Origin of the sequence: Paenibacillus sp. VMFN-D1 (assembly GCF_003386155.1) — a bacterium.
Classification (GTDB): domain Bacteria; phylum Bacillota; class Bacilli; order Paenibacillales; family Paenibacillaceae; genus Paenibacillus_AQ; species Paenibacillus_AQ favisporus.
Genome location: NZ_QRDU01000002.1, coordinates 430649 through 448309, shown reverse-complemented (window position 1 = coordinate 448309; position 17661 = coordinate 430649). Strand labels below are relative to the sequence as shown.

General features: G+C 52.3%; 15 protein-coding genes and 2 tRNA genes. 5 read left to right on the top strand and 12 right to left on the bottom strand.

The genetic code is table 11. From position 1 onward, the window contains the following. Window positions 1-87 precede the first annotated feature (87 nt). Both C7820_RS17575 and C7820_RS17570 read left to right on the top strand, forming a co-directional pair. A complete protein-coding gene (locus C7820_RS17575) occupies window positions 88-1251 on the top strand; it encodes an ROK family protein (protein WP_116232146.1) in 1164 nt (387 codons plus the stop codon). A 227-nt stretch (window positions 1252-1478) separates the two neighbouring features. After that, a complete protein-coding gene (locus C7820_RS17570) occupies window positions 1479-1703 on the top strand; it encodes a hypothetical protein (protein WP_258875296.1) in 225 nt (74 codons plus the stop codon). A 562-nt stretch (window positions 1704-2265) separates the two neighbouring features. Here C7820_RS17570 and C7820_RS17565 read toward each other — a convergent pair. The 3 genes from C7820_RS17565 to C7820_RS17555 form a co-directional block, all read right to left on the bottom strand. Continuing rightward, window positions 2266-2339, bottom strand: a tRNA-Gly gene (locus C7820_RS17565). A 65-nt stretch (window positions 2340-2404) separates the two neighbouring features. After that, window positions 2405-2478: transfer RNA gene (locus tag C7820_RS17560), tRNA-Pro, on the bottom strand. Window positions 2479-2552: 74 nt separating this feature from the next. Then, window positions 2553-4610: a putative bifunctional diguanylate cyclase/phosphodiesterase gene (locus C7820_RS17555; RefSeq protein WP_258875295.1), complete on the bottom strand. Its 2058-nt coding sequence runs from the start codon at window positions 4608-4610 to the stop codon at window positions 2553-2555. Window positions 4611-4865: 255 nt separating this feature from the next. On the opposite strand from C7820_RS17555, the gene C7820_RS17550 reads away from it, so the two are divergent. Further along, window positions 4866-5189 carry a YbjQ family protein gene (locus tag C7820_RS17550; RefSeq protein ID WP_105445850.1) on the top strand — a complete coding sequence of 108 codons (324 nt, stop codon included), beginning with the start codon at window positions 4866-4868 and terminating at the stop codon, window positions 5187-5189. Window positions 5190-5197: 8 nt separating this feature from the next. Next, window positions 5198-5440: a hypothetical protein gene (locus C7820_RS17545; protein ID WP_076173228.1), complete on the top strand. Its 243-nt coding sequence runs from the start codon at window positions 5198-5200 to the stop codon at window positions 5438-5440. Between the two features lie 65 nt (window positions 5441-5505). Here C7820_RS17545 and C7820_RS17540 read toward each other — a convergent pair whose 3' ends face one another. The 6 genes from C7820_RS17540 to leuB form a co-directional block, all read right to left on the bottom strand. Beyond that, the gene (locus C7820_RS17540) at window positions 5506-6471 is read right to left on the bottom strand and encodes an aldolase catalytic domain-containing protein (protein ID WP_116232661.1); all 966 of its coding nucleotides are present in this window, start codon (window positions 6469-6471) and stop codon (window positions 5506-5508) included. Between the two features lie 162 nt (window positions 6472-6633). Further along, on the bottom strand, window positions 6634-8178 hold the full coding sequence (locus C7820_RS17535; RefSeq protein WP_181909103.1) for a leucyl aminopeptidase: 1545 nt from the start codon (window positions 8176-8178) through the stop codon (window positions 6634-6636). Window positions 8179-8283: 105 nt separating this feature from the next. Further along, window positions 8284-9393: an ATP-binding protein gene (locus tag C7820_RS17530; protein WP_116232143.1), complete on the bottom strand. Its 1110-nt coding sequence runs from the start codon at window positions 9391-9393 to the stop codon at window positions 8284-8286. A 389-nt stretch (window positions 9394-9782) separates the two neighbouring features. Further along, on the bottom strand, window positions 9783-10190 hold the full coding sequence (locus C7820_RS17525) for a hypothetical protein (protein WP_076173231.1): 408 nt from the start codon (window positions 10188-10190) through the stop codon (window positions 9783-9785). A gap of 318 nt (window positions 10191-10508) precedes the next feature. Beyond that, window positions 10509-11057, bottom strand: a complete 549-nt coding sequence (locus C7820_RS17520; RefSeq protein WP_116232142.1) for a peroxiredoxin — start codon at window positions 11055-11057, stop codon at window positions 10509-10511. A 293-nt stretch (window positions 11058-11350) separates the two neighbouring features. Then, on the bottom strand, window positions 11351-12430 hold the full coding sequence (leuB, locus tag C7820_RS17515) for a 3-isopropylmalate dehydrogenase (protein WP_076173233.1): 1080 nt from the start codon (window positions 12428-12430) through the stop codon (window positions 11351-11353). A gap of 253 nt (window positions 12431-12683) precedes the next feature. Here leuB and C7820_RS17510 point away from each other — a divergent pair, with 253 nt between their 5' ends. Then, window positions 12684-13664, top strand: coding sequence for an aldo/keto reductase (locus tag C7820_RS17510; protein ID WP_116232141.1), 981 nt, complete (start codon window positions 12684-12686; stop codon window positions 13662-13664). Between the two features lie 100 nt (window positions 13665-13764). On the opposite strand, the gene ilvC is transcribed toward C7820_RS17510, so the two are convergent. The 3 genes from ilvC to ilvB all read right to left on the bottom strand — a co-directional run bounded on the left by ilvC (window position 13765) and on the right by ilvB (window position 17141). Beyond that, window positions 13765-14757 (bottom strand): ketol-acid reductoisomerase, encoded by a 993-nt coding sequence (gene ilvC / locus C7820_RS17505; protein WP_076173235.1) that lies wholly within the window; start codon window positions 14755-14757, stop codon window positions 13765-13767. A 153-nt stretch (window positions 14758-14910) separates the two neighbouring features. Beyond that, window positions 14911-15396 (bottom strand): acetolactate synthase small subunit, encoded by a 486-nt coding sequence (gene ilvN, locus C7820_RS17500; RefSeq protein ID WP_076173236.1) that lies wholly within the window; start codon window positions 15394-15396, stop codon window positions 14911-14913. A 2-nt stretch (window positions 15397-15398) separates the two neighbouring features. Then, a complete protein-coding gene (gene ilvB, locus C7820_RS17495; RefSeq protein ID WP_116232140.1) occupies window positions 15399-17141 on the bottom strand; it encodes a biosynthetic-type acetolactate synthase large subunit in 1743 nt (580 codons plus the stop codon). Window positions 17142-17661: the final 520 nt, after the last annotated feature.

Genomic DNA, 17661 nt, shown 5'->3' with positions numbered 1-17661 from the left:
GGTGATTTCGGGTTGCTTTTTGCTGCGGATGGCTCTAGACTAATTGATTATGTACTAGTGGGATTACTCGAAGGATGTGCGATATACATGAAAGTCACCGGCGACCAGGCTCTGGTCAAAAAAATAAACCGCTCGCTTGTGCTTCACACGATCCGCAAGCATTCCTCCACCCTCTCCAGAGCCCGGGTATCGGAAATGACCGGCCTGAACAAGGCGACCGTCTCCAATTTGGTAGCCGAGCTGTGCGAGCAGCAGCTGGTCACCGAAGTCGGGCCAGGCAAGTCCAGCGGTGGGCGTAAGCCGCTGCTGCTGCATTTTAACGCGATGGCTGGCACCGTTATCGGCATTGAGCTGCGGGTGAAGCAGCTGACGGCCGTGCTGTGCGACCTGGGAGGCAACGTACTGGAGGAGCGGGATCATACGCTTGCGCGTCACGATTTGTCTTATGTACTTGAAGCCATGAAGAAGGTGATCTCCAGTCTTATGGAATCGGCTCCGGACACGCCATACGGAACCGTCGGGATCGGGGTCGGCGTGCCCGGCATGGTGGATGAGAACGGGATCGTTTTATTTGCTCCCAACCTCGGCTGGGAAATGGTTCATTTGCGCCAGCTGCTGGAGGAAGCCTTTTCGGTACCTGTCACCATTGATAACGAAGCCAACGCCGGCGCGCAGGGCGAGCTGAATTTCGGGGCAGCAAAAGATGTGCGCCACCTGCTCTACGTCAGTGCGGGCTCCGGTATTGGTTCCGGCATTATCATCGGCGGGGAACTGTACAAAGGTGCGCGCGGGTACGCCGGCGAGACCGGCCATATGTGCATCGAGGCCGACGGAAGGCCATGCACCTGTGGAAGCCGGGGCTGCTGGGAGCTCTACGCCTCGGAGAAAACGTACGATACGGCCGGCACTGCCTTGCCGGCCCACAATACGCCGGAGCTGGTGCGCCTGGCTTCCGAGGGAAACGAGGCTGCCCGGGAACAATTCGCCCAGATGGGCAAATATTTGGGTATTGGCGTAACCAACCTCATCAACAGCTTCAATCCTGAGCTCATCGTGATCGGCGGGGCGCTGTCCGAAGCCCGGGATTGGCTGGCCGGGCCGATGCAGGCAGTCGTCGCGGAGCGGACGCTGCCTTACCATAAGCAGCAGCTCGAGATCACCTTCTCCCGGCTTGGCAGCCGGGGAACGATGATCGGCGCAGGCTTCGCCGCCGTAATGCATTTTCTCGGGCACGCGCGCGTCACACTGTAACCGAGGGTATAAAAAAGGCCGGAGATCCATGGATCTCCGGCCTTTTTCATCTATGGTGCGGGATAAATGTCCGCATGGACGGTAATCGACATCCTGTTCCAACAGCGAGCCTTTGGCTCGCCCTCAACTAGAAGTTGAAGCGCGCCCTGTAGAAGGATGTAAAAAGCTATTTCTATAATATCCAGATTACTCAAAAGCTCGTAAGATGGTGTCATATGGAGGTGGAGATGTTGAACAATAAAAACATTAAACTCAGGATTGTCTGGATTATTCCAAACGTTTTTATATATCTTCTTTTTATAGGTTTTGGAACCTTTGTACTTATTAATGCAGATGGTCTAAGAGATATCAATCGACTTGGCATTTGGGTATTCATGCTGCTTCTTATACTATTTGCGGCTTTGTTTGGTTCATTTCGAATTTGGACTTGGATAAAGCAAGGAAAAATATAGCATAAAAAAGGAGCTTTCAGCTCGCCACTAAGGTAGATGTTGACGCGCGTCCTGATCAGTCCCTTCATAGATGCCTGCACGGACGGTCGCACCCACGCTCGTGGGTTCTCTCCCGCACAACCACTCCAAAATAAAAAAACGCCATCGGCGTTGTTTGTTTAAATTAATATGGAGCGGGTGATGGGAATACTCAACATCCCGATCCAACAGCGAGCCTCTAAGGTAGATGTTGACGCGCGTCCTGATCGGGTTCCTTCATGGAAGCCTGCACGGACGGTCGCACCCACGCGCGTGGGTTCTCTCCCACACAACCGCTTCAAAATAAAAAAACGCCATCGGCGTTGTTTGTTTAAATTAATATGGAGCGGGTGTTGGGAATACTCAACATCCCGATCCAACAGCGAGCCTTCGGCTCCCCACTAAGGTAGATGTTGACGCGCGTCCTGATTGGGCTCCTTCGATGAAGCCTGCACGGACGGTCGCACCCACGCGCGTGGGTTCTCTCCCGCACAACCGCTCCAAAATAAAAAAACGCCATCGGCGTTGTTTGTTTAAATTAATATGGAGCGGGTGATGGGAATCGAACCCACGCTATCAGCTTGGAAGGCTGAAGTTCTACCATTGAACTACACCCGCATATCACCTGTAAAAGCAAAGCCGCCAAGGCGAATCTCGTACTTTCTCAGGGTGAATGTCTAGTATCGGGATGACACGATTCGAACATGCGACCCCCTGGTCCCAAACCAGGTGCTCTACCAAGCTGAGCTACATCCCGTTGCATTCAAGATATATCATCTTGTGAAGACAAGAAATAATATACCACGGATGCCGCGGGATTGCAATACTTTTTTAATTCAGCAGAAAGGTCCGTTCGAAATCCTCTGGTGAAATCGGCTTGCTGAAATAGTAGCCTTGTCCCTCGTGGCAGCGCTGCTCTTTCAGGAAATGGAGCTGCTCCTCATTCTCTACGCCTTCGGCCGTTACCTTGAGCTGCAGATGATGCGCCATCGATGCGATCGTGGAGACGATCGCCGCATCGTTATGGTCGCTCATCACTTCGTGGACGAAGGAACGGTCGATTTTCAGCCGGTCGATCGGCATGTTTTTCAAGTAATGCAGCGAGCTGTACCCCGTCCCGAAGTCATCGATACTGATGAAGACGCCGAGCTGCTTCAAGCGCCGAAGCTGGTCAAAGGCCGTCTCCTTGTCAAACGTCATGCTTTCCGTAATCTCCAGCTCGACGTACTTCGGATCCAAGCCGATTTCCTCCAGGATGGACCCGATGCGTTCAGCCAGCTGGGGCTGGAGAAACTGGCGCATGGATAGATTAATCGATACGCAGATCGGCTTATACCCCGCCTGCTGCCATTTTTTATTCTGCATGCACGCCGTGCGGAGAACCCATTCGCCAAGAGGAACAATCAGACCGCTTTCCTCTGCCAGCGGAATGAATTCGGCCGGCGAAACGAATCCCCGTTTCGGATGCCGCCAGCGCAGCAGCGCCTCCATGCCGACGATCTCGCTGCTCTCCAAATGAACGAGCGGCTGGTACTCCAGGTAAAACTCTTCCCGCTCGATCGCTTTACGCAGGTCGTTCTCCAGGCGGAGCCGCTCCTTCGCCTTCATCTGCATGGATGGGACAAAGTGACGAACGTCGACTCCATAGTCTTTGGCATGATGAACGGCGGTGTCCGCATGCTGAATCAGCTCCTCGGCCGTATCTCCGTCCTGCGGAAAGACCGCCATCCCTGCGCAGAGCGTGATATGATAATCGTTTTCCTCGATGACGACGGGCTTTTCAAAGAGCGTCAGCAAATAGCGGATTCGCTCCATCCCCTCTTCCACGCCGGCAAGCGCAGGCAGAATGATGGCGAACTCATCGGCGCCCATACTGAACACTTCCTCCCTGGACCGGGTATTCCGTTTGAGGCGGTCGCCGACAAGCTGCAGAATTCGGTCCCCCGCCTGATGCCCAAGAGAGTCATTGATATTTTTGAAGCGGTTGACGTTAAAAACGACGACCCCTGTCATTTCATGGCCCGTATTTTTGATCTTACTGGAAATGCGCTGAGTCAACCGGCGTTTGTTCGGAAGTCCCGTCAGGTCATCATGGAACGCCAGATAGTTCATCCGCGCCTCCACCCGCTGTTGTTCCCGGAATGGATCCTCGATCGTCAGGCGGTAAACCCCTTTGAGCATTAGATAGTAAGCCACACCTCCGGAAAGGGTGCCAAGCAGGTAATTCCACTGGTATGTATGATTCGCCGTCATCATCAGCCCCTGTCCGAGAGCGGAGTAAATCAGCGCCCGGATAATAATAAGCAGCGATGGGGCCCGGTCCTTTTTGCCCCGGTACATGATCGATCCGATGCCAATCAGGCATACCGCAATGATCATCAGGTCCAAATATTTCTTCAGCCAATTAATGCTGCCATGGTTCATCAGCAAAGGAAGTTTCTGATGCCACAGGAAAAAGGCAAACACACCAAATACGATCACGACCGACGTGATCATAAATGCGAAGCGTTTATGGGTAATTGACACCATCGTGTCTTTCAGATTATAAATCGACAGAAGCCCGAGGGCGCACGCCCCCTTGGAGATAATAAGCAGCCACATGGCATCGTCCTGGTTTAATGCATAGCCGAATAGAGGAATTCCGAGCAAGCTGACCGTCTGCAAAAAGTCAAATACAGCCAGAGACAAAAACAGCGCAGCCGTATACAGCCTATGCCGCGACAGTTTGTGCGAAAATAACAGCCATCCCTGGGCGAACACGGCAAAGCTGACAGCCACGCTGCTCCAGCCGGCAAGAACATAAACCGTCTTGAACCAGCCGGCGCCATCATTACTGTATAAAAATGCAGTTTGAACGATCTGAACCGCAACAAAAAACAAGATTCCCACCAAGGCCGTCCTGATTGTTCGTCTTTTCTCTACTCTGGTATGCATGCAGTCCTCTGACCCCCGGGCTTTTTCTGAAATATTTATATATGAATTTCATGCTAAATAATTCCACGTTTATGCCGACATTCCTGCTAACATTAGACAATAATTTTGCATTGGGGTCATCGTTCGACATGAGTCGTTTTGCAAAAAAATGAATCCTCATCCTCCTTCATCCGTATTGTAGATTATAATACCTAAGGGGTGTGGCATTGTATGATCATTACAACAACCGAAAATGTAGCCAATCATGAAATTATCGAGGTACTCGGCACCACGTTTGGAGTCGTCGTTAGAGCCAGAGGCATCGGCGGGGACATTATGGCTTCCCTCAAGGGCCTTGTCGGCGGCGAGGTGAAGCAGTACACACAGATGATTGAGGATGCACGGCGGCAGGCGGTGGACCGGATGGTGCAGAACGCGCATGCAATGGGCGGGGACGCCATCGTGATGATGCGCTTTGACAGCGGGGATATCGGCAATAACATGAGCGAAATTGTTGCCTACGGCACGGTCGTTAGAACCCGTCCTGTTAGCTGATGGGAGGTATGGTCATTATTCTGCTCATATACGCCTTGGAGCTGGTCGCTTTTCTGCTGCTGTTATGGGTAAGCTGGCGTTTCTTCGACAAGAGATACCGCCGCCGGGACGACAGCGGGGGCAGCAGGGACATCATGAACGGATCGTTTACGCCGACTTCGGAAGTATTTATTGACCCGAAAGACGGTCATAAATACCAGGTCTATTATAATCACCGTACCGGTGAACGCGAATATATCAGACTCGATTGAAGCCAAAAAAGGGCTGCCCGTACAAGTACGGGCAGCCCTTTTTCTAATGAATCAAATGAAGCGGTTTACTTGTGTTTCGGATCAAAGTTGACTTCCGGAGTCGTCAGCTTGTCGTAAAAATCCACGTACTTGTCCTTATCCTCCGATGCCCGGAGCGCCATGGCGGAACGTGGATGCTCCCCCAGCGTTCCCGTAACCATGTAAGGAATCAGGTAGCCCCATTCTTCCTTCTCACGAAGCGGAATCATCAGGCGTTCGATCACATCCAGCACCGGACGAAGGTTGTAATGGGTATTTTTCAGATGAGTGACGAGCAGCTCGGTCGGGCAGTTGCCAGCCGCGCGGCCCATTCCGTATACGGACGCATCCAGCAGCTCCACGCCCAGCTCCGCGGCGGTCAGCGTGTTGGAGAAGGCCAGCTGCATATTGTTATGCGTATGAACGCCAAGGCGCTTGTTCGGCAGGTGCTTCTTGAACTTCTCGACCAAATACTCCATGTCCTTGTGGTCAAGGCTTCCATAGGAGTCGACGATGTAGACGACATCGACCACGCTCTCCCGGATCATTTCGAAGGCTTCCAGCAGCTCGTTCTCCATGACGTTGGACAACGCCATAATATTCAGCGTCGTTTCGTAACCGCGTTCATGGAACGTCTGCACCAGCTCCAGCGCTTTATCCACGTCCTTGATGTAGCAAGCAACACGGATCAAATCCAGCATGCTCTCTTCGCGCGGCAAAATATCATTCTCATCGACACGGCCGATATCCACGAGGGCGGACAGCTTGGTTTTGCCCTTCTGGGGGATCACTTCACGCAGGAAGGAATCGTCCAAAAAGCGCCAAGGTCCGGCAGATTCGGCGCCCTTCAGCAGTTTGGGTGAATTTTTGTAGCCGATTTCCATATAGTCAACACCGGCCTCATTCAGTCCGGCGTATAAAGTTTGTACAAACTCGACGCTGAAGTCCCAGTTATTAACCAGTCCCCCATCGCGAATCGTGCAATCGACAATTTTACAAGGGTTCGTTTTCATCCAACAAGCTTCTCCTTCCGGCATAAAATTTATTCCTTCATCATACTTGAAGGTGACCAGAAAAGTAAAGGTTAATTGTCCGGACGGATATGACCGCGAAATGACGGCATACGAAATAAAGCGGCTATCCCGCTCAGGATTCCGCTTTACGTTCATGGTCTTTTATGAGGATGCCGCTTGCGACAAAATCCACTCCAGCAGGGTCCGGACCATCACCCCGGTACCTCCCTTCGGATTCACACCCCGCTCTTTTTGGGCGTAGGCCGTTCCGGCGATATCGAGATGAACCCACGGCAGCCCTTCGGCAAAGGTTCCGATAAACAGGCCTGCCGTTATCGCAGCCCCCCTGCCTCCGGTGCTGTTGCGAATGTCCGCCACGTCGCTTTTGAGCATATCCCAAAATTCCTTGTAAGCAGGAAGCGGCCATACTTTTTCACCGGATCTTTTCGAAGCGAGGATCAGCTCCTGGAGAAAAGTGTCATCGTTCGTTACCGCTCCAGTCGCCACATCCCCTAAAGCCGTCACGACGGCGCCTGTGAGCGTCGCCACATCGATGAGACGGACCGCTCCGAGCTGTCTGGCATAAGTCATGCCATCGGCGAGCACCACTCTGCCTTCCGCATCGGTGTTCAGCACCTCGATCGTCCGCCCGCTGAACGACCGGATGACGTCCCCCGGCTTAAAGGCACCGCCTCCAGGCATGTTCTCGGCACTCGGAATGACAGCCACGACGTTTACCTTCGGCTTCAGCGTTCCAAGTGCGTTCATGACACCCAGCACCGCAGCGGCTCCAGCCATATCGCTGATCATCTCTTCCATGCCGAGCCGCTTCTTCAGAGAGATGCCCCCGGTATCGAACGTAATGCCTTTGCCGACAAGCCCTAAAACGTCATCCCAGCTGTCCCTTCCTTGATATTTCATCACGATCATCCGCGGAGGTTGAATGCTCCCCTGGCCAACCGAGAGCAATCCCCCCATGCCGAGCGCCTTTTGCTCTTCGACATCCAGCGTGTGTGATTCCATGCCATGCTTCCGGGCAATTCGCTGCGCATGCTTCGCCAGATCTTCTGGAACCAGCATATTCCCAGGGAGGTTCGTTAAATCCCGCGCCAAACAGGTAGCTTCGGCTGCCGCTTTCCCACGGACTATGCCTTGACGCCATTCTTCAGCTTCCCGGGGATCCGCGTTTCCTTTTCGAAAAAGCACCAGCTCTTTAATTCCATGGTACGTCGGATGGTTTCGTTTGTACTGCTTGATCCGGTATGCGCCCAGAATGAACCCTTCGGTCAGGGCCTGGGCCGCAGTGATCGTGTTCTGTTCCGCAGTAAATCGCATCATGGTCATCGGCACTTCCCATGCCAGGCTGTGGGCTTGGATTTTGAGCGCGGTTTTAGCCGCCTGGGCGGCAGCAAGCCTGAGTTCTTCGGAGGTCAGCGGACGTTCGCCGATCCCGACTAGAATAACGGCGCGATGGCCGCTTGAATCAGGCACAGGCAGTGCGTGGATTTGATTGAAGGCAGCACCGAACAGGCGGCTGTCCCTGAGCTGCTGCACAATGGGTGCAAGACTGGGAGAAAGTGCGTTATCCTCAAAGTCCTTTTGGGAAACCATAACAACAAGCGCATCCATACTGAGCTGAGCAGCTTCCGTATGATCCTTCCATGTGACCGTAATATCTTGTCCTTCGGAAAACGGATGTCCATTCATCGGCGTCATCTTCCTTTGTCTTCAAGTTTTCGGACGATAGTCATATATATTATTCCACCGTTGTCCAAAGCAACTCCAAAGACAAAATGTTCCTGCTGTGCCGAATCAGGACATTTCAACGATCGGAAGCGAGATCACAAACTCTGTTCCCTTCCCTACTTTGCTGTCCACAGAGATATATCCCCGGTGATTCTTGATGATCCGGTAACTTACGGACAGACCAAGGCCTGTCCCGCTCTCCTTGGTCGTAAAGAAGGGATCGAATAAATGGCTCAGCGTGATATGATCCATACCCTTTCCGTTATCCGAAATACATATATTCACGTTTTTCTGGTCCTTGCGCGTGCGGATTTCAATCTTCCCGGTATGCTCATGTCCCTGATCAGCAATCGCATCCATGGCGTTTTTAATGATGTTGAGAATGACCTGCTTAATCTGCTTCACATCGACGGAAATATGAAGGGGCGTAGACTCATCAAGCAACACAACCTCGCAGCCATTCATCAGCGCTTCGCTCTCCGTAAGGAGAACAACTTCCTTCAGCAAAGACGAAACCGGGATGACGGTCGTTTGCGGCGCAGATGGCTTGGACGAATTCAGAAATTCATAAATAATATCGTTCGCCCGGTCGATCTCGGTCAATATAATGCGAGCATACTCGTCTTTTCCTAGCTTGGTCAAATGAGGTCTCAGCAGCTGAATGAATCCACGGATGGCCGTGAGCGGGTTGCGGATTTCGTGGGCGATCGATGCCGAAATTTTGCCGAGCATCGCCAGTTTGTCGTTTCGGTAGGCGGTTTGTTCGATCTGCTTGAAATCGGATACATCCTTGACACTAAATAAAAAATCACCGTCCATTTGATCGCCGTAGGTGACCGTAAGAAGCCACTGGCGTCCGGTTTCATCACTTAGCTCATGGTATCTTTTTCGGTGAAAAATGGTTTCGCGGTAAATACGCAATATTTTCTTCTTCTTATACCTGCTTAACTGGGGATGACGCAAAATTTGAAGCAAGGTTAGGCCAGTCAACGACTTACGGGAAATTTCCAACAACCTCGCCATTTGCACATTGATAAATGTCAAAACGCCCTCACTGTCGAAAAGGATTACCCCACTGTCCAAGTGCTCCAAAATGTTCTCGTACTTGTTCTTCACAAGCTGCGTAGATTGAAACGCCTCCAGGGACTGCAACAACGTCTCTTGGATTTCGCTCACACGATGCCCCCCCTTTATAAGGAAATGACGGAATTGGCAAATCGTTAGCAGGCAGATATTCCATCTTTTGGCCAGTAATAAAGATTAGTTTAATCATAGACAAGCTCGCCGGAAAACTCAACAAGAGATACTGTCGAAAAAAGAAAAAATGGTCCCAGCCTGAAAATGATGGCCGTCAATCGGTGCTCTTTCTTAGCCGAAAGTCCCCGCTTATGCAGAAGTTTCTCCTGTAAAAATAAGGATGTCGCCTCTTGCGGAAGCGAATCTTAAAACAAAAGCATCAGACACAAAAAATTTATATTTTTGTACCTGATGCTATGTCATGACCGGGCGCTCAGCCGGGACGATTTCCGCCGATTCGACGGCAGGCCCGGGTATCCGATGAAATTTTATGATTTATGCTGAAGACGCAGCCGGCGCTGGCTCATGACCGCGAGTCTTTTTTTCAGCTCGCTCTGCCATTTCTCGTCTTGAATTTGCTTGGCGACCGTCAACAAATCAAGGGCCATGTCAATCTGGCTCTGAATGATGTCTTTCGGATCTTCCTTCTCACAGTTGACCACATTTTCAAAAATGGTCTCTTCGTCCTCGATCACATAATCCTGAAAGTCAATTTCTGCCGCTCCGTCACCATGCGCATATTCGGCCAAAATTTCGTATTCATTCTCAACCTTGTAATGAACCTCAACCCGGTGGCACACGGGACAGAACAACAGGGGAACATTATGGACCTGAGTGCGATAATGTTTAAGTGTACCTTTCGTTCCAACCATACTTGCTCCGCAGCAATAACTCATTCCAGTTCACCCTCCTCTGGATTCCACCGTATTTCTTCATAATGTATTCGATTCCAAGCTCGACAATTCCTTTTTTTCAACCCTGACGGGACCCAAGTTTTCTCATGTATGCCTGCTCTTTGGTTTTCTATATCGCCCTGTTCAAATCCTGCTAAATAGATCAGTTCATTCTATATTAATGCCAAAACAAGACGTTATGCCGCTCCTAGCCATATTTCAACTTCTCCGAGGCATTCTAAACCCAAAACCACAGTTGATGAAAAACCCCCTTGGCCTGCATCAAGCAAGGCAAAGGGGGCTTGTCCGAATATTTAGAAATTAGTTGGTTACCAGATTTTTGTCGCCTGGTTTCCAGTTCATTGCGCACAATCCGCCGGATTGCAGCGCTTGGAGGACGCGAAGGGTTTCTTCAACACTGCGGCCGATATCGTTGTGGTTAACCACTTGATATTTCAGCTCGCCTTCAGGGTCGATGATGAACAGACCGCGAAGAGCAACGCCTTCTTCTTCGATGTACACGCCGTAGTCTTTTGCAACGGATCTCGTGATGTCGGAAGCCAGCGGGAAGTTGATTTTTCCAAGTCCGTTCGAGTCGCGCGGTGTGTTGATCCAAGCCTTGTGGCTGTGGATGGAGTCCGTGCTCACACCCAGAATTTCAGCGTCAAGCGCTTTGAACTGCTCGTAAGCATCGCTCAGCGCAGTGATTTCCGTAGGGCATACGAAAGTGAAATCGAGTGGATAGAAGAAAAATACGAGCCATTTACCGCGATAGTCAGTCAGGCTTGCTTTGCTGAAATCCGTGCCGTCACCTGTTACAGTTTCCATCGTAAATTCAGGAGCCGGTTTACCTACTAAACGTTCTGCCATGTCAAAAATTCCTCCTTTAATATAAAGAACAACTGCTCTGTTCTAGATTGAGTATCGTATTGCATCCCAAGTGGAATCTACATTTCAAATGGTATCATTCGACGAAATCAAAGTCAAGATTATATAGGTTATTTATTTATAATAATTATAAATAAGAAAATATCGTGAACTTTTCACCGAATCTTCAGCAGATGGATGTAAAAAAAAGGGGCCGCCGATCACCCGGCAGCACCCTTCCAAAAAAATCCCTTCATTTATATAGCGCTAAAACGACCTCAATATTACGTTGAAAATTACTTCTTCATCGCAGCCACGATCAGGTCGCCCATCTCCCGGGTGCCGATCGCCTTGCTCTTATCCACAGCGATGTCGCCTGTGCGATGTCCGGCATTCAGCACGTCAGCCACAGCTGCTTCAATCGCGTCTGCCGCATCGCCGTATCCAAACGTAAGGCGGAACATCAGCGCCAGTGACAGAATCGTGGCGATCGGATTCGCCAGGTTCTGACCCGCGATATCCGGTGCGGAGCCGTGAACCGGCTCATACAAGCCGAACGCGCCTTCTCCCATCGAAGCGGACGACAGCATGCCGATCGACCCGGTCAGCATGGCGGCTTCGTCGCTCAAAATATCGCCAAACATGTTCTCCGTCACGATGACGTCGAAGCTGGCTGGCCGGCGCAGCAGCTGCATGGCGCAGTTGTCGACAAGCACATGCTCCAACTCCACGTCCGGATAATCCGGAGCGACCCGATTCACCACTTCACGCCACAGGCGGGAAGTTTCGAGCACGTTCGCCTTATCGACGGAAGCGAGCTTCTTGCGGCGCTTCTGGGCGATTTCAAAGGCTTGGCGCACGATCCGTTCCACTTCCGCCACATTGTACACGCAAGTGTCCACCGCTTCTTCGCCATGCTCGCCTTGGCGTCTCAGCTTGTCACCGAAGTAAATGCCGCCGGTCAGCTCCCGTACGACCATCAGGTCCGTGCCTTCCAGCACCTCAGGCTTCAGCGTCGAGGCGTCCTTCAAGCAGTCGAACACCACGGCTGGACGCAGGTTGGAGAACAATCCGAGCGCCTTGCGGATACCGAGCAGGCCAGTCTCCGGACGAAGCTCCTTCGGATTGTTGTCCCATTTCGGTCCGCCTACTGCGCCAAGCAGCACCGCGTCTGCATTTTTACATACCGCCAGCGTCTCTTCCGGAAGCGGGGTCCCCTTCTCGTCGATCGCGATTCCCCCGAACAGCGCATGCTCTGTTTCAAACGAATAGCCGAACAGCTCCTCTGTGCGCTTGAGCACTTTCTCCGCTTCCGCGACAACCTCCGGCCCGATGCCGTCCCCTGCGATTACTGCAATCTTTTTAACCTCTGCCATAATTTCAGTCACTCCTTCAGTTACCTGCGTTTTCACTGTCCTAATTCTCTATATACTGTTGTAACACATGAAGGAGAGCATTGACCAAGATATAGAATCTATGACCTTAATAGTATTTTCCTATAAGCTGACCGAATGGATTAAATTATTCTATACCTGCCTTAACAAGGCACATTTCTTTTCCTGATTAATCCGGGTACAATGGTATTGTTTGGACTTATACTCTTCAATCGCAAAGGAGTTGAACGGATTCATGCAGTATACGTATTTGGGAAAATCGGGTTTAAAAGTGAGCCGCTTGTGCCTGGGAACGATGAACTTCGGACCGGCGACGGACGAGAAGGAAGCGTTCCGCATCATGGACGCGGCGCTTGACGCCGGCGTTCAGTTTTTTGATACCGCTAACATTTACGGCTGGGGTGAAAATTCCGGCTTGACCGAAACCATTATCGGCCGCTGGTTCGCCCAGGGCGGCGGCCGCCGCGAAAAGGTGGTCCTCGCCACCAAGGTTCATGGCGACATGAGCGACCCGGCGGACGGTCCGAACGGAGCGCGGGGCCTGTCCTCGTACAAAATTCGCAGGCACCTTGAAGGATCGCTCCGCCGCCTGCAGACCGACCATATCGAGCTGTACCAAATGCACCATGTCGACCCGAACGTCACTTGGGACGAGCTGTGGGGCGCTTTTGAAATCGCTGCGAACCAGGGCAAAATCGGCTACGTCGGCTCCAGCAACTTTGCTGCCTGGCAGCTGGCCATCGCCCAAAGCGAAGCGAAGAACCGCCATTTCCTCGGCCTGGTGTCCGAGCAGCATAAATACAGCCTGAACTGCCGCCTTCCGGAGCTGGAAGTGCTGCCGGCTGCGCAAAGCCTCGGCCTCGGCGTGATCCCGTGGAGCCCGCTCGACGGCGGATTGCTCGGACGCAACGCGCTGAAGAAGCTGGAAGGCACGCGCAGCGGCGGAAGCGCGGAGCGCATCGAGAAGCATCGCGCCAAGCTCGAGGCGTTTGCCGAACTGTGCAATGAGCTCGGCGAGCCGCAGGATAACGTCGCGCTTGCCTGGCTGCTGAGCAATCCGGCGGTGACGGCGCCGATCATCGGGCCGCGCACGCTGGAGCAGTTCGAAAGCTCCCTCGGCGCGCTCGAAATCAAGCTGGATGAAGCCGTGCTGAAGCGGCTGGACGAAATCTTCCCGGGACCGGGCGGCGCCGCTCCCGAGGCATATGCCTGGTAAGCGGGCATAACGGCTTACATCACTGCTCCCGAAATGCAAAAGGCGGATCCCCTCTATATCCGGGGATCCGCCTTTTTTATTGATGGATGAGTGCCGTATGTTATTTCTTGATCCAATGCATCATTTCGCGCAGCTGACCGCCGACAACTTCGATCGGATGGTTCGCTTCGTTACGGCGCGTTGCATTCAGGAATGCACGGTTGGATTGGTTCTCAAGGATAAAGTCGCGGGCGAATTTACCTTGTTGGATGTCGGACAGCACTTCCTTCATCGCTTTCTTCGTTTCTTCCGTTACGATGCGAGGTCCAGTTACATAGTCACCGTACTCAGCCGTATTGGAGATGGAGTCACGCATGTTAGCCATGCCTCCTTCATAGATCAGGTCAACGATCAGCTTCATTTCGTGGAGGCACTCGAAGTAAGCCATTTCCGGAGCGTATCCAGCTTCAACCAGCGTTTCGAATCCGGCTTTGATCAGCGCAGTTACGCCGCCGCAAAGTACGGCTTGCTCACCGAACAAATCGGTTTCGGTTTCTTCGCGGAAGGAAGTTTCGATAACCCCTGCGCGGGTACAGCCGATACCTTTTGCATAGGCCAGTCCGATTTGCTTCGCGTTGCCTGTAGCGTCCTGCTCGATGGCGATCAGGCCAGGAACCCCGAAGCCTTCGACATACGTACGGCGAACCATGTGGCCTGGGGATTTTGGAGCAACCAGGAGCACGTCGGAATCTTTAGGAGCGACGATTTGTCCAAAATGAACGTTGAAGCCGTGGGAGAACATGAGCGCAGCGCCTTTTTTCAGGTTAGGCTCGATTTCGTTTTTGTACACGGATGCTTGAGTTTCGTCCGGCATCAGGATTTGTACTACGTCCGCTTGGCTTGTTGCTTCGGCAACGGACAGAACTTCGAAACCGTCGTTTTTAGCTTTATCGAAAGATTTGCCTTCGCGAAGACCGATAACGACCTTGACACCGCTGTCACGCAGGTTTTGCGCCTGTGCGTGGCCTTGGCTTCCGTATCCGATAACGGCAACGGTTTTTCCTTTTAAAGCGCTGAGTTCTGCGTCTTGCTCGTAATAAGTTGTAACTGGCATGTGAATAAATCCTCCTTTGTTTTTAAAAAGAACCCTTCATAAAGAGCGGGTGTTTCAAAGGACCCTGCACCCGGTTTGTCCCGCTTTCGGGATACGATCCTCTCAAACCCCCGCTCTTTAGCGGGAATTTAATGAATATGTTGTTGTGTATGATTATGCATTTCCGCGAATCATGGCGGTGACTCCGGTGCGAGACAGCTCCCGGATTCCGTACGGCTTCAAGAGCTCGATCATGGCGTCGATTTTCGAGGAATCCCCGACAACCTGAACCATAATGCTGCCGCTTCCGATGTCGACGACCGAAGCGCGGAACGTTTCCACGACGCCGAGGATTTCCGGACGTTCCGCCGGCTCCGCACTGACTTTGATCAGCGCCAGCTCCCGCGCCACCATTGGTTTGGAGCTAAGGTTGATGACCTTGATAACATCGATCAATTTGTACAGCTGCTTCTCGATTTGCTCCAGCGTCATGTCGTCACCGATCGTGACGATGACCATGCGGGAGAGCCCCGCTTCTTCCGACTGCCCGACCGTAATGCTCTCAATGTTGAAGCCGCGGCGTCCAAACAGTCCGGATACCCGCTGCAGCACGCCCGGCTGGTCATTCACTAGAACGGCAATGGTATGTCTCATGCTCATAATTATGCATCCCCCATCAACATTTGATCAATGGTCGAGCCTTGAGTAACCATCGGATATACGTTCTCACCCTTGCTGACCACAAATTCCACAACGACAGGTCCCGGTGTTTCGAGCGCTTCTTTCCAGGCCGTTCTGGCCTCTTCCTTGTTCGTCGCCCGAAGTCCCTTCACTCCGTAAGCCTCGGCCAGTTTGACGAAATCCGGGCTTCCTTCCAGGTCGATATGGCTGTAACGGTTATCATAAATCAGTTCCTGCCACTGACGAACCATACCGAGCACTTGGTTGTTGATGATGACGACCTTCACCGGTATGTTGTTGATGGCGCAGATGGCAAGCTCCTGAGAGCACATCTGCATGCCGCCGTCACCATTCACCGAAATGACGAGCCTTTCCGGATTGGCCATTTGGGCACCGATGGCGGACGGAAGTCCAAATCCCATCGTTCCGAGACCGCCTGAGGTCACCCAGGAGCGCGGCTGATTGAACTTATAGTACTGTGCAGCCCACATTTGATGCTGGCCTACGTCGGTCGTGACGATCGCTTCGCCCTTCGTCGTATCGTTCAGCAGCTCGATAACCCATTGTGGCTTGAGCTCTGTATCCGAATCAGCGTAGCGGAGCGGATGCTCCAGCTTCCACTGCTGAACCCGGGTTCTCCAAGCCTCTGCCTTGCCCGCCCGCTTCACATCGTTGTTCAGCATTTCCAGCACCGTCTTGCAGTCGCCTACGATCGGAATGTCTGTCGGCACGTTTTTGCCGATTTCCGCCGGATCGATGTCGATGTGCACGATTTTTGCGTTCGGGGCAAATCCGTTCAGTTTGCCTGTTACCCGGTCATCGAACCGTGCGCCGATGTTGATCAGCAGGTCCGACTCCTGAATCGCCATGTTGGAGGCGTAAGTTCCGTGCATCCCCGGCATGCCCGTCCAGAGCTCGTGCCCGCTCGGGAAAGCGCCCAGACCGAGAAGCGTCGTCGTGATCGGAATTTCGGTCCGCTTCACGAATTCGTACAGCGCTTCATGTCCGCCGGAGTAGATCACGCCGCCGCCGGCAATGATCATCGGCCGCTCGCTCTCTTCGATCGCTGCAACCAGCTTGTCGAGCTGAAGCTTGTTAGGCACCAGCCGCGGGTTGTATCCGCGAAGGTTGATGCTGTTTCCCGGTTCGAACAGCGTAAGTGCCGCCGATACGTCCTTCGGAATGTCGATCAGCACCGGACCTTTGCGGCCGGTCGAAGCGATGTGGAATGCTTCGTGAATAATTCTCGGTAGATCTTTGACATCTCTGACGAGATAGCTGTGCTTCGTAATCGGCATCGTGATGCCGGTAATGTCGGCCTCCTGAAAAGCATCCGTTCCGATCAGGCTCGTTGCGACGTTACCCGTGATAACAACCAGAGGGACGGAATCCATATAAGCGGTGGCAATTCCTGTGACCAGGTTGGTCGCCCCCGGTCCCGATGTTGCTATACACACGCCGACTTTGCCGCTTGCCCTTGCGTAACCGTCTGCCGCATGGATTGCTCCCTGCTCGTGACGAGTCAGCACATGTTTGAAATCCTTAAATCCATACATCGCATCGTAAATGTAAAGCACTGCCCCGCCCGGATACCCGAAAACACACTCGACACCTTCCAGCAGAAGGCTGCGAAGCAGTATTTCCGAGCCGGAAATGACTTCCGGCTTCATCCATTTCTCACGTAATTGTTCTGTAGACCGCACTTCAGGAATTTGCGCGCTCATCAGTCATCCTCCTCTCAAGAATACGTTCATTTTTTTGTGATGGTAAACAAAAAAACCTTCCATCCCTCATCACACAATGTTCTTGTGTGAGGGACGAAAGGTTGTTCTTCCGTGGTACCACCCATATTTGCTCCGCACTTCACAGTGCACAGCCTCAGCAGGTATAGAAAATCAGGAACGGTGCCTCATCATCGATGGCTCATCCGTTTCCATACCTTGAGTCCGTAACGTGGACCTGACGATTCTCCCTAATAGGCTTTAGCGCTTTTCAGGAGAACAGCTCCGAGGTGAGCTCGTATAAAAGGGGTTTTGGCGGAGGTTGCAGCAGATCCTCTCACTCTCTGTTCAAAAGAGCCCTTTAAACTTCGTCCTCTTCATTGCCGATGACTGTATACTCGATAAAATGTTTAGACACATTATATGACCCATCGATTCTATAGTCAATACCCAGATTCGGATAAAAAAATACATGTCCGCTTTTGTCCTCCATTTTCCCGGGAACTTTCGGCACACCGCCCAC

What these genes read in the sequence shown, in the direction of transcription:
- C7820_RS17575 (WP_116232146.1), top strand. Translation starts at nt 88, where the DNA reads ATGAAAGTCACCGGCGACCAGGCTCTGGTCAAAAAAATAAACCGCTCG.
- C7820_RS17570 (WP_258875296.1), top strand. Translation starts at nt 1,479, where the DNA reads ATGTTGAACAATAAAAACATTAAACTCAGGATTGTCTGGATTATTCCA.
- C7820_RS17550 (WP_105445850.1), top strand. Translation starts at nt 4,866, where the DNA reads ATGATCATTACAACAACCGAAAATGTAGCCAATCATGAAATTATCGAG.
- C7820_RS17545 (WP_076173228.1), top strand. Translation starts at nt 5,198, where the DNA reads ATGGTCATTATTCTGCTCATATACGCCTTGGAGCTGGTCGCTTTTCTG.
- C7820_RS17540 (WP_116232661.1), bottom strand. Translation starts at nt 6,471, where the DNA reads ATGAAAACGAACCCTTGTAAAATTGTCGATTGCACGATTCGCGATGGG.
- C7820_RS17535 (WP_181909103.1), bottom strand. Translation starts at nt 8,178, where the DNA reads ATGAATGGACATCCGTTTTCCGAAGGACAAGATATTACGGTCACATGG.
- C7820_RS17525 (WP_076173231.1), bottom strand. Translation starts at nt 10,190, where the DNA reads ATGAGTTATTGCTGCGGAGCAAGTATGGTTGGAACGAAAGGTACACTT.
- C7820_RS17520 (WP_116232142.1), bottom strand. Translation starts at nt 11,057, where the DNA reads ATGGCAGAACGTTTAGTAGGTAAACCGGCTCCTGAATTTACGATGGAA.
- leuB (WP_076173233.1), bottom strand. Translation starts at nt 12,430, where the DNA reads ATGGCAGAGGTTAAAAAGATTGCAGTAATCGCAGGGGACGGCATCGGG.
- C7820_RS17510 (WP_116232141.1), top strand. Translation starts at nt 12,684, where the DNA reads ATGCAGTATACGTATTTGGGAAAATCGGGTTTAAAAGTGAGCCGCTTG.
- ilvC (WP_076173235.1), bottom strand. Translation starts at nt 14,757, where the DNA reads ATGCCAGTTACAACTTATTACGAGCAAGACGCAGAACTCAGCGCTTTA.
- ilvN (WP_076173236.1), bottom strand. Translation starts at nt 15,396, where the DNA reads ATGAGCATGAGACATACCATTGCCGTTCTAGTGAATGACCAGCCGGGC.
- ilvB (WP_116232140.1), bottom strand. Translation starts at nt 17,141, where the DNA reads ATGAGCGCGCAAATTCCTGAAGTGCGGTCTACAGAACAATTACGTGAG.